Here is a 13,341-nt window from a genome sequence, read left to right as displayed (position 1 = left end):
AGGTGGGCGCGGTGACGGTATCGGACTTTGCGCGGTAGGCAAAGTGGTCAGATGGCATCGATGCCGGTCTCGCCGGTGCGGATGCGGATAACCTCTTCGACATTGGAGACGAAGATCTTTCCGTCGCCGATGCGGCCGGTCTGTGCCGCCTTGCGGATCGCGTCGATGACCGCTTCCGCGTTCTCGTCGGCCAGCACGACCTCGACTTTCACCTTCGGCAGGAAATCCACGACATATTCGGCGCCGCGATAGAGTTCCGTGTGGCCCTTCTGACGACCGAAGCCCTTGGCTTCCGTGACTGTGATACCCTGCAGGCCGACTTCCTGAAGGGCTTCCTTCACTTCGTCCAGCTTGAAGGGCTTAATGATCGCTTCGATCTTTTTCATGAGAAAATGCTCTCCGCTTCTCCCGTTATGGCAGGATGTTTCCCGCTCGCCGGATATGATGCAGATATCGTGCCAGTTTGAAATCCGTCTTTTCGAAAAAATCCGCCGATTCTGTCAAAACCGGCGCGTTTGCGGGGCATTCGATATGGTTTTGGTGATGGAGAAGTGAAAAAACATCGCCTCCTGCCTAAAATCAGATCGAAAACCGCGAAAGTCAGATTTTCCAGCGATTGCCAACGCAGATCTCGATTCGGTGAACAGATAGGCAAATGCATAAAATAAGAGCTTCCGCTTGATGTTTCATGCGGTTGTTTTTTGAGCGTTTTTTGAATTGAATAGGCTGATGAGCAAACATCTCTCCGACCTTCTCCTTACGCCAGCCGAAATGGCAGCCGTCGATACGGCTGCCGCCGCGTCCGGCATCGACTCCTTCGGTCTGATGGAACGGGCAGGAGCTGCGGTCGCTGCTGCCGCGCTCAGGCTTCATCCGGCTGCTTTGCGTTTCGTCGTGCTCTGCGGCCCGGGCAACAATGGCGGCGACGCCTATGTCGCGGCAAGGCATCTGCAGGAAGGCGGAGCGGCGGTGGCGCTTTTCCATCTCGGTGATCCCTCCCGGCTGAAGGGCGATGCCGCCCGCGCTCGGGCCGGCTGCGCGCTTCAGGGGCAGGGGCTTGAGCGCTACCGGCCCGAAAGCGGCGATGTCGTCGTCGACGGCCTGTTCGGGGCGGGGCTCGGTCGCGCGGTGCCGGCCGCTGTCGGCACAGTGATCGAGCGAGTCGCCGAGGCCGATATCCCCGTGCTTGCGATCGACCTGCCCTCCGGCCTCGACGGCCGCGCCGGCAAGGTGCTGGGCGCAGCCTTCCGCGCGCGCAACACCATCACCTTCATGACGCGCAAGCCCGGCCATCTGCTGATGCCGGGCAGGGAGCTATGCGGCGAGCTGGCGGTCTTCGATATCGGCATTCCCGCCCGCATCGTCAGGGCCGAGGCAGGCGGTCTCATCGCCGAGAATATGCCGGATGCCTGGAAGGCCGTGCTGCCGCCCGAGCAGCTGGAGACCCACAAATACAAGCGCGGCCATCTGGTCGTCTTCTCAGGCGAGGCCGACAAGACAGGTGCTGCGCGCATGTCGGCGCTCTCCGGGCTGAAGGCCGGCGCCGGGCTGGTGACGATCGCAGCCTCCGGTGCGGCGATGGCCGCCAATGCCGCGCATCTCACAGCCGTGATGCTGCATGCGATCGACGACGAGGCCGAGCTCGAAGACTGGCTCTCGGACCGGCGGCTGCAGACCTTCGTCCTCGGTCCCGGTTTCGGCATCGGCGCCAGGGCGCGCGCCTTCGTCTCGGCTCTTGCCGAACGTCGGCTGGTGCTCGATGCCGACGGCATCTCCTCGTTCAAGGACGATCCGCAACGGCTTTTCGATCTTTTCCGAGGCGAGCCGCGCCTGGTGCTGACGCCGCATGAGGGCGAATTTTCGCGGCTGTTTCCCGATATTGGCGGCGACGATGCGCTGGGCAAGGTCGACAAGGCGCTCGCCGCTGCCCGCCGCGCCAACGCCGCGATCGTCTATAAGGGCGCCGATACCACCATCGCCTCGCCGGACGGCCGCGCGCTCATCAATACCAATGCGCCGGCCTGGCTTGCGACCGCCGGTTCCGGCGATGTGCTCGCCGGCATCATCGGCGGATTGCTCGCCCAGGGGCTGCCGGCTTTCGAGGCGGCGGCCGCCGGTGTCTGGCTGCATGGAGAGGCCGCCCGCCGCGCCGGCAAAGGGCTGACGGCAGAAGATCTCGCAGCGGCGGTACTGCCGCTGTAGCTCGATTTATTTCTCGAGCAATTTCTGCAGGGCGATCGCCCCGTGCGGTGCGTTCACCTTGCCCTCATGGATCATGAAGGCGAAGACGTCGCGCGGCTCGACCTTGACCGTGCGGCCTTTGTCGATCAGCGGCAGATCGTCGGGTACCTTGCCTTCCGCCCAGGTCTCGAGCCGGTCCGCCCAGGCCTTCAACTCCTTGTCGGGATAGCAGGTCGCAATATCGTCCGATCCTTTCTGCAGCCTGGCATAGACGAAATCGGCCGTGACGTCGGCGATCATCGGATATTCGAAATGTTCGGCGCAAACCGGCGCCACGCCGTATTTGGCAAGCAGGGCGACGAATTCCGGCACCTTGAAGGAATCGTGCCGGACCTCGACAACGTGGCGAAGCGAAAGCCCGTCCTGTTTTGCCGGCAGCAGCTTCAGGAAGGCCTCGAAATCTTCCGGATCGAACTTCTTCGTCGGCGCGAATTGCCAGAGCAGCGGCCCGAGATGATCACCGAGCTCACTGATTCCAGAGGACAGGAACCGCTCCATCGATTCACCGGCCTCGGCCAGCACCCGCCGATTGGTGACGAACCGCGTCGCCTTCAGCGAAAAGATGAAACCTTCGGGCACGTCGGCTGCCCATTTGGCAAAGACGGCCGGCTTCTGGGTGCTGTAATAGGTGCCATTGACCTCGATGACCTTCAGCTGGCGGCTGGCATAATGCAGCTCGTCCTTCTGTTTGAGATCATCTGGAAAGAAATGCCCGCGCCAAGGCTCGAAGGTCCAGCCGCCGATGCCGGTGCGGATAGTGCCGGATTTCGTCATGTCGTCCTCCTCTTTGGCAGCCGCTCAGGCCGCAACAATCTTTTTCGCCATGCCGACGAGCGTCCATCCTGGCCGATAAGGATTAGGCCGGCGACCCGTTTCCTGAAATCCGAAGGCGCGATAGAGCGCGACGTTCCGCTCCATCCGCGCATTCGTGTAGAGCCGGATCTCCGGCGTGGCCCATTCCCGCGCTTTGCCTTCCAGCCAGCGCAGCATCGCCAGCCCGTGCCCGGCGCCCTGAAAGGCCGGCGAGACCGCGATGCTGAACAGCATGAGGTGATCCGAATGCCGCTCGACGACCGTGAGCCCTACGATTTCGCCGCCGATGTCGCGCAACCACCTCGCCGCGTTCGATCCGTGGCTTGTAGTCTTCCGTCACCGGGATGGGTGGCGAGCCGAAGCGTTCGGTATAGGGGCGATAGGCGGCTGCCGTCAGCGCCGCGACCGTTTCCAGATCATCGGATGACGCCAGCCTCATCGTCATTCCGCCGCAGCCGCCCTCTTGGCCGGCCGCCGTTCCAGCAATTCCTTGAGGAACTGTCCGGTATAGGAACGCTTCTCCTTGACGATTGCCTCCGGCGTGCCGGTTGCGACGATCTCGCCGCCGCCATCGCCGCCCTCAGGGCCGAAATCGAGCACCCAGTCGGCCGTCTTGATGACTTCGAGATTGTGTTCGATCACCACGACAGAATTGCCCTGGTTGACGAGTTCGTGCAGCATTTCGAGCAGCTTGGCGACGTCGTGGAAATGCAGGCCGGTCGTCGGTTCGTCGAGAATATAGAGCGTGCGCCCGGTCGAGCGTTTCGACAGTTCCTTGGCGAGCTTGACGCGCTGCGCCTCGCCGCCCGAAAGCGTGTTGGCCTGCTGGCCGACCTTGATATAGCCGAGGCCGACATCCTTCAGCGATTGCAGCTTGTCGCGCACCGCGGGCACTGCCGCAAAGAAGTCGACGCCTTCCTCCACCGTCATGTCGAGCACCTCGGCGATCGACTTCTGCTTGAAGGTGACGTCGAGCGTCTCTCTGTTATAGCGCTTGCCGTGACAGACGTCGCAGGTGACGTAGACATCGGGAAGGAAGTGCATCTCGATCTTGATGACGCCGTCGCCCTGGCAGGCTTCGCAGCGTCCGCCCTTGACGTTGAAGGAGAAGCGGCCCGGCTGATAGCCGCGCGCCTTGGCCTCCGGCAGGCCGGCAAACCAGTCGCGGATCGGCGTGAAGGCGCCGGTATAGGTCGCCGGGTTCGAGCGCGGCGTGCGACCGATCGGCGACTGGTCGATGTCGATCACCTTGTCGATATGCTCGAAACCGTCGATCCGGTCATGATCGGCGGGGATTTCGCGCGCACCCATGACGCGGCGCGCTGCCGATTTATACAGTGTCTCGATCAGGAAGGTGGACTTGCCGCCGCCGGAAACGCCGGTCACCGCGGTGAAGACGCCGAGTGGGATCGCGGCCGTGACATTCTTCAAATTGTTGCCGCGCGCGCCGACGACTTTGATCTCGCGGCCCTTCTTCGGCTTGCGGCGCTCGTCTGGAACCGGCACGCCGAGTTCGCCGGAGAGATACTTGCCGGTCAGCGACTTCGGATTGTCCATGATATCCTGCGGCGTGCCATGGGCGATGACCTGGCCGCCATGGATGCCGGCCGCCGGGCCGATGTCGACGACGTCGTCGGCCGTCAGGATCGCATCCTCGTCATGTTCGACGACGATGACCGTATTGCCGATGTCGCGCAGGTGCTTGAGCGTGTCGAGCAATCGGGCATTGTCGCGCTGATGGAGGCCGATCGACGGCTCGTCGAGCACGTAAAGCACGCCCGTCAAGCCCGAGCCGATCTGAGAGGCGAGGCGAATGCGCTGGCTCTCCCCCCCCGACAGCGTGCCTGAGTTGCGCGATAGGCTCAGATATTCCAGACCGACATCGTTGAGGAAGCGCAGCCGGTCGCGGATTTCCTTGAGGATGCGCACGGCGATCTCGTTCTGCTTGGCGTTGAAGCTGGCCGGCAGCGTTTCGAACCAGTCGCGGGCAACGCGGATCGACATCTCGGTCACTTCGCCGATATGCAGCCTGTTGACCTTCACGGCGAGCGCTTCCGGCTTCAGGCGATAGCCGTTGCAGGCCGGGCAGGGGGCTGCCGACATGAAGCGCTCGATATCCTCGCGTGCCCAGGCGGAATCCGTCTCCTTCCAGCGGCGCTCGAGATTGGTGATGATGCCCTCGAAGTTCTTGTGGGTCGTATAGGAGCGCGCGCCGTCGGCGTAGTGAAATTCGATCTTGTCGTCGGTGCCGTTGAGGATGACATCCTTGGCCTCGTCGGAAAGATCGTTCCAGCGGGTGCCGAGCTTGAAGCCGTAATGTTTGCCGAGCGCTTCCAGCGTCTGGTTGTAGTAGGGCGAGGTCGACTTGGCCCAGGGCGCGATCGCCCCGTCGCGCAGTGTCCGCTCTGGCTCGGGCACGATCAGGTCGGCGTCGATCTTCTGCTGGGCGCCGAGGCCGTCGCAGGTCGGGCAAGCGCCGAAGGGATTGTTGAAGGAAAACAGCCGGGGTTCGATCTCCGGGATGGTGAAGCCCGAGACCGGGCAGGCGAACTTCTCCGAAAACAGCACGCGCTCATGCGTCTCGTTCAGCGACTTGTTGGCCGAGCCGCCGGCCGAGGTTTCCTCCGGCGGCAGGGGCTTGTCAGCGAATTCGGCGACTGCCAGCCCGTCGGCGAGCTTCAGGCAGGTCTCGAGGCTGTCGGCCAGGCGCGCCGAGACATCGGAGCGCACGACGATGCGGTCGACCACGACGTCGATGTCATGCTTGTATTTCTTGTCGAGAACAGGCGCCTCGGCGATCTCGTAGAACTGGCCGTCGACCTTGACGCGCTGGAAGCCTTTCTTCATCAGCTCCGCCAGTTCCTTCTTGTATTCGCCCTTGCGCCCGCGCACGAGCGGCGCGAGAATATAAAGGCGGGTGCCTTCGCCGAAAGCGAGGATGCGGTCGACCATCTGGCTGACCGTCTGGCTTTCGATCGGCAGGCCGGTCGCCGGCGAATAGGGAACGCCGACGCGGGCAAAGAGCAGGCGCATATAGTCGTAGATCTCGGTAACGGTGCCGACCGTCGAACGCGGGTTGCGCGAGGTGGTCTTCTGCTCGATCGAAATGGCCGGCGACAGCCCGTCGATCTGGTCGACATCGGGCTTCTGCATCATTTCCAGGAACTGACGGGCATAGGCCGACAGGCTCTCGACATAGCGCCGCTGGCCCTCGGCGTAGATCGTGTCGAAGGCGAGCGAGGATTTGCCCGAGCCCGAGAGACCGGTCATGACGATCAGCTTGTTGCGCGGCAGATCGAGATCGATGCTCTTCAGATTGTGCTCGCGCGCGCCGCGGATGGAGATCGTCTTCAGTTCGCTCATCGTCTCTGCTTTGGTTTTCTGGATAACAGCCCTTATTTAGTGATGCCGGCGGGCGAGTCGAGGCTGAATATCCGGGAAGGTTCAAGGTTTTCGATTCTGTTGACAGGATCATACGGATAAACTAGAACAAATAAAGAACAGAATTCCCTCATGAATGCATGTGGCTTTCTGATGGATAAACATGTGGATTAAATGCCGCCCATGCGCATCGGCGGTCCGTGATGGTTTAAGGTGCGCCGATCGATTGAAACGCCGCCGGGCAGGGCGGCAGGCAGGGTGAGAAGCATGGCTGGTAGCGTGAACAAGGTAATTCTGGTTGGAAACGTGGGTGCAGACCCCGAAATCCGCCGCACTCAGGATGGCCGGCCGATCGCCAATCTCCGTATCGCGACCTCGGAGACCTGGCGTGACCGCAATTCCGGCGAACGCCGCGAAAAGACCGAATGGCACACTGTCGTCGTCTTCAACGAAGGCCTCTGCAAGGTCGTCGAACAATATGTGAAGAAGGGCGCCAAGCTCTATATCGAAGGCCAGCTGCAGACCCGCAAGTGGCAGGACCAGCAGGGCCAGGACCGCTACAGCACGGAAGTAGTGCTGCAGGGTTTCGGTTCGACGCTGACGATGCTCGACGGCCGCGGTGAAGGCGGCGGCGCGAGCGGCGGCCGTGGCAGTGCCGGCGGCGGCAACGATTATGGCGACGACTACGGCGCTCCGGCTCCCTCCTCATCGTCGAACCGCAGCGGCGGCGGCGGCAACTTCTCCCGCGATCTCGATGACGACATCCCGTTCTGATCGGCCGCCTATTCCGGCTTGAAGAAGATCCGAGAGCATGATGCCTTTGACGGCGTCATGCTCTTTTTTGTTTGCTCTCGCGCTGTTCAGTGCGGCGTCGCGCTGATCAGATTAAGCGCCGCCTTCGCGCCGTCGACGACAAACTGCACGGCAAGGGCGGCGAGGATGACGCCGAGGAGCCGTGTCAGGATCGCCCGCCCGGTGACGCCGAGGAAACGGTCGAGCCTGTCGGCAATCAGCAGCATCAGCAGTGTCAGCAGTAGATTGGCGGCGATGACGGCGATCAGCTGGGCCTTTTCCACCGAGGTCGGCAGCGTGCCGGCAAGCAGGATTGTCGCCGAGATCGCACCCGGGCCGGCGATCAGCGGCAAGGCGAGGGGGAAGACGGCGATATTCTCGATATGATCTTTGGTGACAGCTGCCTCGCTGGCTTTCTCTTTCCGCTCCTGGCGCCTCTCGAACACCATTTCGAAGGCGATCCAGAAGAGCAGCAGCCCGCCGGCGATGCGGAAGGCGCCAATCGAAATGCCGAGCACGCCGAGAACGCTTGAGCCGAACAGGGCGAAGACGGCGAGGATGATGAAGGCGATGGTTGAGCCGCGTAGCGCCACCTGGGTTCGCTGGCTCCGGCTCATGCCGGTCGTCAGTCCCAGGAAGATGGGGGCGAGCCCCGGCGGATCGATGGTGACGAGAAGCGTCGTGAAGGCGTTGATCAACTGGTCGGCGCTTGCCATCGTCTCTCCGAAAGCCCATATGGGTGCGTGATTTTCTGCGATTGTGAAGCGGGGATTTGGATTTGGCAAATATGCCGCGGCGGCCCGCGACGGATTTGTCAGGTTCGATCGTACAAGTCCCGTGCTTTACCCTTTTTCGGCCGCAAAAGCCTGTTCAAAACGCGCTCGGAAATTGGCGCGGGAACAGGCTTTCCGCTATAAATCTTCAAGTGATTCTAGAAGAGATCGTGATCTGTTTTGACTGAGCAAACACCCCCCGGCGGCGGGAAGCTCCCGCCAGGCATCGAGCCCATCTCCATCATGGAGGAAATGCAGCGGTCGTATCTCGATTACGCCATGAGCGTCATCGTCAGTCGCGCGCTGCCCGACGTGCGCGACGGCCTGAAGCCCGTGCACCGGCGTATCCTCTACGGCATGTCCGAGCTCGGCATCGACTGGAACAAGAAATACGTCAAATGTGCCCGCGTCACCGGTGATGTGATGGGTAAATACCATCCGCACGGCAATGCCGCGATCTATGATGCGCTCGCCCGCATGGCGCAGCCCTGGTCGCTGCGGCTGCCGCTGATCGACGGTCAGGGAAATTTCGGCTCCGTCGACGGCGATCCACCGGCGGCCGAACGTTACACCGAATGCCGCCTCGAAAAGGCCGCCCATTCGCTGCTCGACGATCTCGACAAGGAAACCGTCGACTTCCGCGACAATTACGACGGCACGCTCTCCGAGCCGGTCGTGGTTCCCGCCAAGTTCCCGAACCTGCTCGTCAACGGCGCCGGCGGCATTGCCGTCGGCATGGCGACCAACATTCCGCCGCACAATCTTTCCGAAGTCATTGACGGCTGCATCGCGCTGATCAACGATCCGGCGATCGAGCTGCCGGAACTTATGCAGATCATTCCCGGCCCGGATTTTCCCACAGGCGCAAAAATACTCGGCCGCGCCGGCATCCGCTCGGCCTACGAGACCGGCCGCGGCTCTGTCATCATGCGCGGCGTCGCGGCGATCGAGCCGATGCGTGGCGACCGCGAACAGATCATCATCACCGAGATCCCCTATCAGGTGAACAAGGCGACGATGATCGAAAAGATGGCCGAACTGGTGCGCGAAAAGCGCATCGAGGGTATCTCCGACCTGCGCGACGAATCCGACCGCCAGGGCTATCGCGTCGTCATCGAGCTGAAGCGCGACGCCAATGCCGAGGTCATCCTCAACCAGCTCTATCGTTATACGCCGCTGCAGACGTCCTTCGGCTGCAACATGGTTGCGCTGAACGGCGGCAAGCCGGAGCAGCTGACGCTGCTCGACATGCTGCGCGCCTTCGTCTCCTTCCGGGAAGAAGTCGTTAGCCGGAGAACGAAATTCCTGCTGCGCAAGGCCCGCGAGCGTGCCCATGTGTTGGTCGGCCTCGCCATTGCGGTGGCCAACATCGACGAAGTCATCCGCGTTATCCGGCAGGCGCCCGATCCGCAGTCGGCCCGCGAAGAGCTGATGACCCGCCGCTGGCCGGCGGCAGATGTCGAAAGCCTGATCCGTCTGATCGACGATCCGCGCCATCGCATTAACGAGGACATGACGTACAACCTGTCGGAAGAGCAGGCCCGCGCCATTCTCGAACTGCGTCTTGCCCGCCTCACGGCCCTTGGCCGTGACGAAATCGGCGACGAACTCAATAAGATCGGCGAGGAAATCCGGGATTACCTCGACATTCTGTCCTCGCGTGTCCGCATCCAGACCATCGTCAAGGATGAACTCACCGCCGTGCGCGACGAGTTCGGCACACCGCGCCGCACCGAGATCGTCGATGGCGGCCTCGAAATGGACGATGAGGATCTCATCGCTCGCGAGGACATGGTCGTCACCGTCTCGCATCTCGGTTATATCAAGCGGGTACCGCTGACCACCTACCGCGCTCAGCGCCGTGGCGGCAAGGGCCGCTCCGGCATGACCACCCGCGACGAGGATTTCGTTAGCCGGCTATTCGTGGTCAATACCCATACGCCGGTTCTGTTCTTCTCTTCGCGCGGCATCGTCTACAAGGAGAAGGTCTGGCGTCTGCCGATCGGCACGCCGACCTCGCGCGGCAAGGCGCTGATCAACATGCTGCCGCTCGAACCCGGTGAGCGCATCACCACCATCCTGCCCTTGCCCGAGGACGAGGCGAGCTGGGATAATCTCGACGTCATGTTCTCGACGACGCGCGGCACGGTTCGCCGCAACAAGCTGTCGGATTTCGTCCAGGTCAACCGCAACGGCAAGATCGCCATGAAGCTCGAGGAGGAGGGCGATGAAATCCTCTCCGTCGAGACCTGTACAGAACGTGACGACGTGCTCCTGACCACCGCGCTCGGCCAGTGCATCCGCTTCTCCGTCGACGACGTTCGCGTCTTCGCCGGCCGCAACTCGATCGGCGTACGCGGCATCAATCTCGGCGAGGGCGATCGCATCATCTCGATGACCATCGTCGGCCATGTCGATGCCGAGCCGTGGGAGCGGGCCGCTTACCTCAAGCGGTCCGCCGCCGAGCGTCGCGCAACGGGCGTGGATGAAGAGGATATCGCTCTGGTCGGTGAAGAAGTCACCGAGGAGGGACAACTCTCCGACGAGCGCTATGAGGAGCTGAAGGCACGCGAGCAATTCGTGCTCACCGTCTCGGAAAAGGGCTTCGGCAAGCGTTCGTCCTCCTATGACTTCCGCATCTCCGGCCGTGGCGGCAAGGGCATCCGCGCTACCGATACGTCGAAAACCGGCGAGATCGGCGAATTGGTGGCGGCTTTCCCGGTCGACGACGGTGACCAGATCATGCTCGTCTCCGATGGCGGCCAGCTGATCCGGGTGCCGGTCGGCGGCATCCGCATCGCCAGCCGCGCAACCAAGGGCGTTACAATCTTCTCGACTGCCAAGGACGAGAAGGTCGTTTCGGTAGAGCGCATCAGCGAGCCGGAGGACGACGATGCCGAGGACACGCTCGAGACCGCCGAAGGCACGGCTGGCGCCAATGAGGCGCCGGTAGCCGATGGTGACCCGGGCGGTCCTGCCGAGGAATGATCGAACGAAAGGGCGGCTTCGCGCCGCCCTTTTTCATTGTTCAAGACTGTGCACACTCGGATAACAGCTGCAGAAGCGTCGACCAAGGCTCCCTCGCTGCGCGCCTCCTGCTTGTTATCATGGAGTGTTCTGATTTAGCCGTTCTTGTGCATGAGCGTGCCGCCGCACTCTGACGCGCGCTTCTGGGCGATCACAGCGCATTTTGCCCGCCATCACAATTTTGACTTTACAAATATCAAATCATCTGTGAAGTAATGTATGACTTCACAGATGAGGCTAATGCTTTGAACTCGACACGTTTCGCAACCCGATTAAATTCCTTCGCATCCGGCGCGCATGTCGCCTGGCCTGGACAGTCGGGTAAGCCATCGGTCATGCAGATGGCGGAACGGGCGGCTCGGGTTAAGGGGCTGACGGACCTCGACCTCAACTACCCCGACCACGTGACGGAGAATCCGGCGGAAATCGCTAGAAAACTCGGAGATCTTGGTCTTTCCGTCAATGGTTTCGCCATGCGGTATTATACCAGTCCGGCTTTCAAACTCGGGGCGTTCACCCATCCGGACGCCGCTGTCCGCCGTGAAGCGATCGACCTCACCAAGAGCGGGATCGATGCCGCCCGCGAAGCCGGAACGAATCTAATGACCATCTGGCTCGGCCAGGACGGATTCGACTACGCATTCCAGGCCGACTATACGAGGTTGTGGCAACACGAGATCGACGGAATTCGTGAAGTTTGTGCACATGATCCGGATTGCCTGATCTCGATCGAGTACAAGCCCAACGAGCCGCGCTCCTTCAGCCTGATGCCCGATGCAGCGACAACCCTTCTGGCGATCAAGGAGGTTGGTGCGAAAAACCTCGGTGTCACGCTCGATCTAGCCCATATGCTCTATGCCGATGAGCAGCCCGCTTTTGCTGCGGCCTTGATCACGCGTCATAGCCGCATTCTTGGCGTGCATCTGAACGACGGTTACGCCAAGCGTGACGACGGCCTCATGGTCGGCGCGATCCACATGACCCAGACTATCGAGCTGCTGCGGCAGATACGCCGCGACGGTTACGCCGGCGCAATCTATTTCGATACATTCCCGGATCTGACTGGTCTCGACCCGGTCCGTGAATGCGAGGTCAACATCAAGACCGTCCAGCGGATGTTGAAGGTCGTCGACCGCCTCGAGCAGGACAATCGCCTTTCGAGCGCGATTGACCGTCAGGACGCCGTTTCCACGCAGGCCATCGTCCATGAGCTGATGTTCGGCGCGGATCACTGAACCCATCTTCGGGAGGAAGATATGAAGAGAATTTTTGCTGCGGCTATCGCCGCAACCCTTTCTGCTGGGATCGCGGCTGCTCAGGAATTAAAGCCGCTCAATTCAGACTCCGAGCCCGATCGCATGGATTGGTCCGTCCTGGAGGCGAACCTTGGAACGTTGCCGAAACTGCCTGAGGGCCTAAAGGTCGGAGGCGTATCCAAAACGCTGACCAACGAATACTGGCGATCGCTCGGCGAAGGCTATCAGAAGTTTGCGGACAAGGTCGGCGTATCGGTAGCCTATCAGGCGGCCCAGAGCGAGGGCGACCAGCTCGGCCAGCTGACCATTGCCGAGGGTATGGTCACTCAGGGCTACAAGGTTCTACTCGTCTCACCACAGACCGACGCCAATCTTCAACCCGTCATCGAACAGGCGAAGGCCGCCAAGGTGCCGGTGGTCAATGTTAATGACGCCGTGATCCCGCAGGCCGAGCACTACGTCGGAAATGTCCAGCGCGACAACGGCGTTCGCGTCGCCAAGTGGTTCATCGAAAAACGCCCGAGCGGCGGCAAGGTAGCGATCATCGAAGGACAGGCGGGCGTCTATGCCGCCGTACAGCGCACTGATGGTTTCAAGAAAACAATAGAGGATGGCGGCAAGTTCCAGGTCGTCGCCAGCGTTCCCGGCAACTGGGACCGCCAGATGTCCTATGACGCTGCCACGAATATCTTGCAGCAGCATCCCGATCTCGTCGGTTTCTACTGCAACAACGATGGCATGGCACTTGGCGTGGTCGAAGCTGTGAAGGCCGCCGGTCTGCAGGAGAAGGTCGTGGTCTTCGGCACCGACGGTATTTCCGACGCGTATAAGTCGATCGCCGCTGGTGAGCTGACCGGCACTGTCGATAGTTTCCCAGTTCTGACGGGCGAAGTCGCAATGGAAGTGGCGCTGCGTTTAGTCTCCGGACAGCAGCTCCCCCGCGTTATCGCCACGCCTCAGGCCCTGATTACAAAGGATAATTACACGCAATTCCAGGGCTCGCCGGACGAGATCCGCGCTGTCCTCATGAAGGCCGCGAGCAAGTAGCCGCCTCTTAA

At 61.6% G+C, this 13,341-nt stretch carries 9 protein-coding genes and 1 pseudogene; 5 read left to right on the top strand and 5 right to left on the bottom strand.

Annotation, left to right across the window (positions count from 1 at the left end):
* Positions 1 to 47: 47 nt before the first annotated feature.
* Positions 48 to 386, bottom strand: a complete 339-nt coding sequence (locus K6M89_RS16725) for a P-II family nitrogen regulator (RefSeq protein ID WP_003539626.1) — start codon at positions 384 to 386, stop codon at positions 48 to 50.
* Positions 387 to 729: 343 nt separating this feature from the next.
* On the opposite strand from K6M89_RS16725, the gene K6M89_RS16720 reads away from it, so the two are divergent.
* Entirely contained in the window at positions 730 to 2,202 is a 1,473-nt protein-coding gene (locus K6M89_RS16720; RefSeq protein ID WP_222140194.1) for an NAD(P)H-hydrate dehydratase, read from the top strand.
* A 6-nt stretch (positions 2,203 to 2,208) separates the two neighbouring features.
* Here the strand turns inward: K6M89_RS16720 and K6M89_RS16715 are convergent, their stop codons facing one another.
* The 3 genes and pseudogenes from K6M89_RS16715 to uvrA all read right to left on the bottom strand — a co-directional run bounded on the left by K6M89_RS16715 (position 2,209) and on the right by uvrA (position 6,417).
* On the bottom strand, positions 2,209 to 3,015 hold the full coding sequence (locus tag K6M89_RS16715; protein ID WP_097579279.1) for a DUF72 domain-containing protein: 807 nt from the start codon (positions 3,013 to 3,015) through the stop codon (positions 2,209 to 2,211).
* 24 nt (positions 3,016 to 3,039) lie between these two features.
* Positions 3,040 to 3,499 (bottom strand): annotated as a pseudogene (locus tag K6M89_RS16710) (GNAT family N-acetyltransferase).
* Complete coding sequence (gene uvrA, locus K6M89_RS16705; protein WP_222140193.1) at positions 3,496 to 6,417, bottom strand: excinuclease ABC subunit UvrA; 2,922 nt, start codon at positions 6,415 to 6,417, stop codon at positions 3,496 to 3,498. The pseudogene K6M89_RS16710 and the gene uvrA overlap by 4 nt, the downstream one beginning before the upstream one ends.
* A 285-nt stretch (positions 6,418 to 6,702) precedes the next feature.
* Between uvrA and K6M89_RS16700 the strand changes: the two genes are divergently transcribed.
* Positions 6,703 to 7,209, top strand: a complete 507-nt coding sequence (locus K6M89_RS16700; protein ID WP_097579281.1) for a single-stranded DNA-binding protein — start codon at positions 6,703 to 6,705, stop codon at positions 7,207 to 7,209.
* 86 nt (positions 7,210 to 7,295) lie between these two features.
* On the opposite strand, the gene K6M89_RS16695 is transcribed toward K6M89_RS16700, so the two are convergent.
* Positions 7,296 to 7,943, bottom strand: a complete 648-nt coding sequence (locus K6M89_RS16695) for a MarC family protein (RefSeq protein WP_038688903.1) — start codon at positions 7,941 to 7,943, stop codon at positions 7,296 to 7,298.
* 237 nt (positions 7,944 to 8,180) lie between these two features.
* Between K6M89_RS16695 and gyrA the strand changes: the two genes are divergently transcribed.
* From gyrA to K6M89_RS16680, 3 genes are all read left to right on the top strand, one after another.
* Positions 8,181 to 10,988, top strand: coding sequence for a DNA gyrase subunit A (gyrA, locus tag K6M89_RS16690; protein WP_097579283.1), 2,808 nt, complete (start codon positions 8,181 to 8,183; stop codon positions 10,986 to 10,988).
* Positions 10,989 to 11,242: 254 nt separating this feature from the next.
* Positions 11,243 to 12,262, top strand: a complete 1,020-nt coding sequence (locus tag K6M89_RS16685) for a sugar phosphate isomerase/epimerase family protein (RefSeq protein ID WP_222140192.1) — start codon at positions 11,243 to 11,245, stop codon at positions 12,260 to 12,262.
* 21 nt (positions 12,263 to 12,283) lie between these two features.
* Complete coding sequence (locus tag K6M89_RS16680; RefSeq protein ID WP_097579284.1) at positions 12,284 to 13,330, top strand: sugar ABC transporter substrate-binding protein; 1,047 nt, start codon at positions 12,284 to 12,286, stop codon at positions 13,328 to 13,330.
* Positions 13,331 to 13,341 lie beyond the last annotated feature (11 nt).

The organism is Rhizobium croatiense (assembly GCF_019793465.1).
In the GTDB taxonomy this organism is placed as follows: Bacteria; Pseudomonadota; Alphaproteobacteria; order Rhizobiales; family Rhizobiaceae; genus Rhizobium; species Rhizobium croatiense.
This window is presented reverse-complemented; position numbering and strand designations above follow the sequence as displayed.

Coding starts and splice junctions, on each gene's coding strand:
- K6M89_RS16720 (WP_222140194.1), top strand. CDS start 730: ATGAGCAAACATCTCTCCGACCTTCTCCTTACGCCAGCCGAAATGGCA.
- K6M89_RS16680 (WP_097579284.1), top strand. CDS start 12,284: ATGAAGAGAATTTTTGCTGCGGCTATCGCCGCAACCCTTTCTGCTGGG.
- K6M89_RS16695 (WP_038688903.1), bottom strand. CDS start 7,943: ATGGCAAGCGCCGACCAGTTGATCAACGCCTTCACGACGCTTCTCGTC.
- K6M89_RS16700 (WP_097579281.1), top strand. CDS start 6,703: ATGGCTGGTAGCGTGAACAAGGTAATTCTGGTTGGAAACGTGGGTGCA.
- K6M89_RS16685 (WP_222140192.1), top strand. CDS start 11,243: ATGTATGACTTCACAGATGAGGCTAATGCTTTGAACTCGACACGTTTC.
- K6M89_RS16715 (WP_097579279.1), bottom strand. CDS start 3,015: ATGACGAAATCCGGCACTATCCGCACCGGCATCGGCGGCTGGACCTTC.
- uvrA (WP_222140193.1), bottom strand. CDS start 6,417: ATGAGCGAACTGAAGACGATCTCCATCCGCGGCGCGCGCGAGCACAAT.
- K6M89_RS16725 (WP_003539626.1), bottom strand. CDS start 386: ATGAAAAAGATCGAAGCGATCATTAAGCCCTTCAAGCTGGACGAAGTG.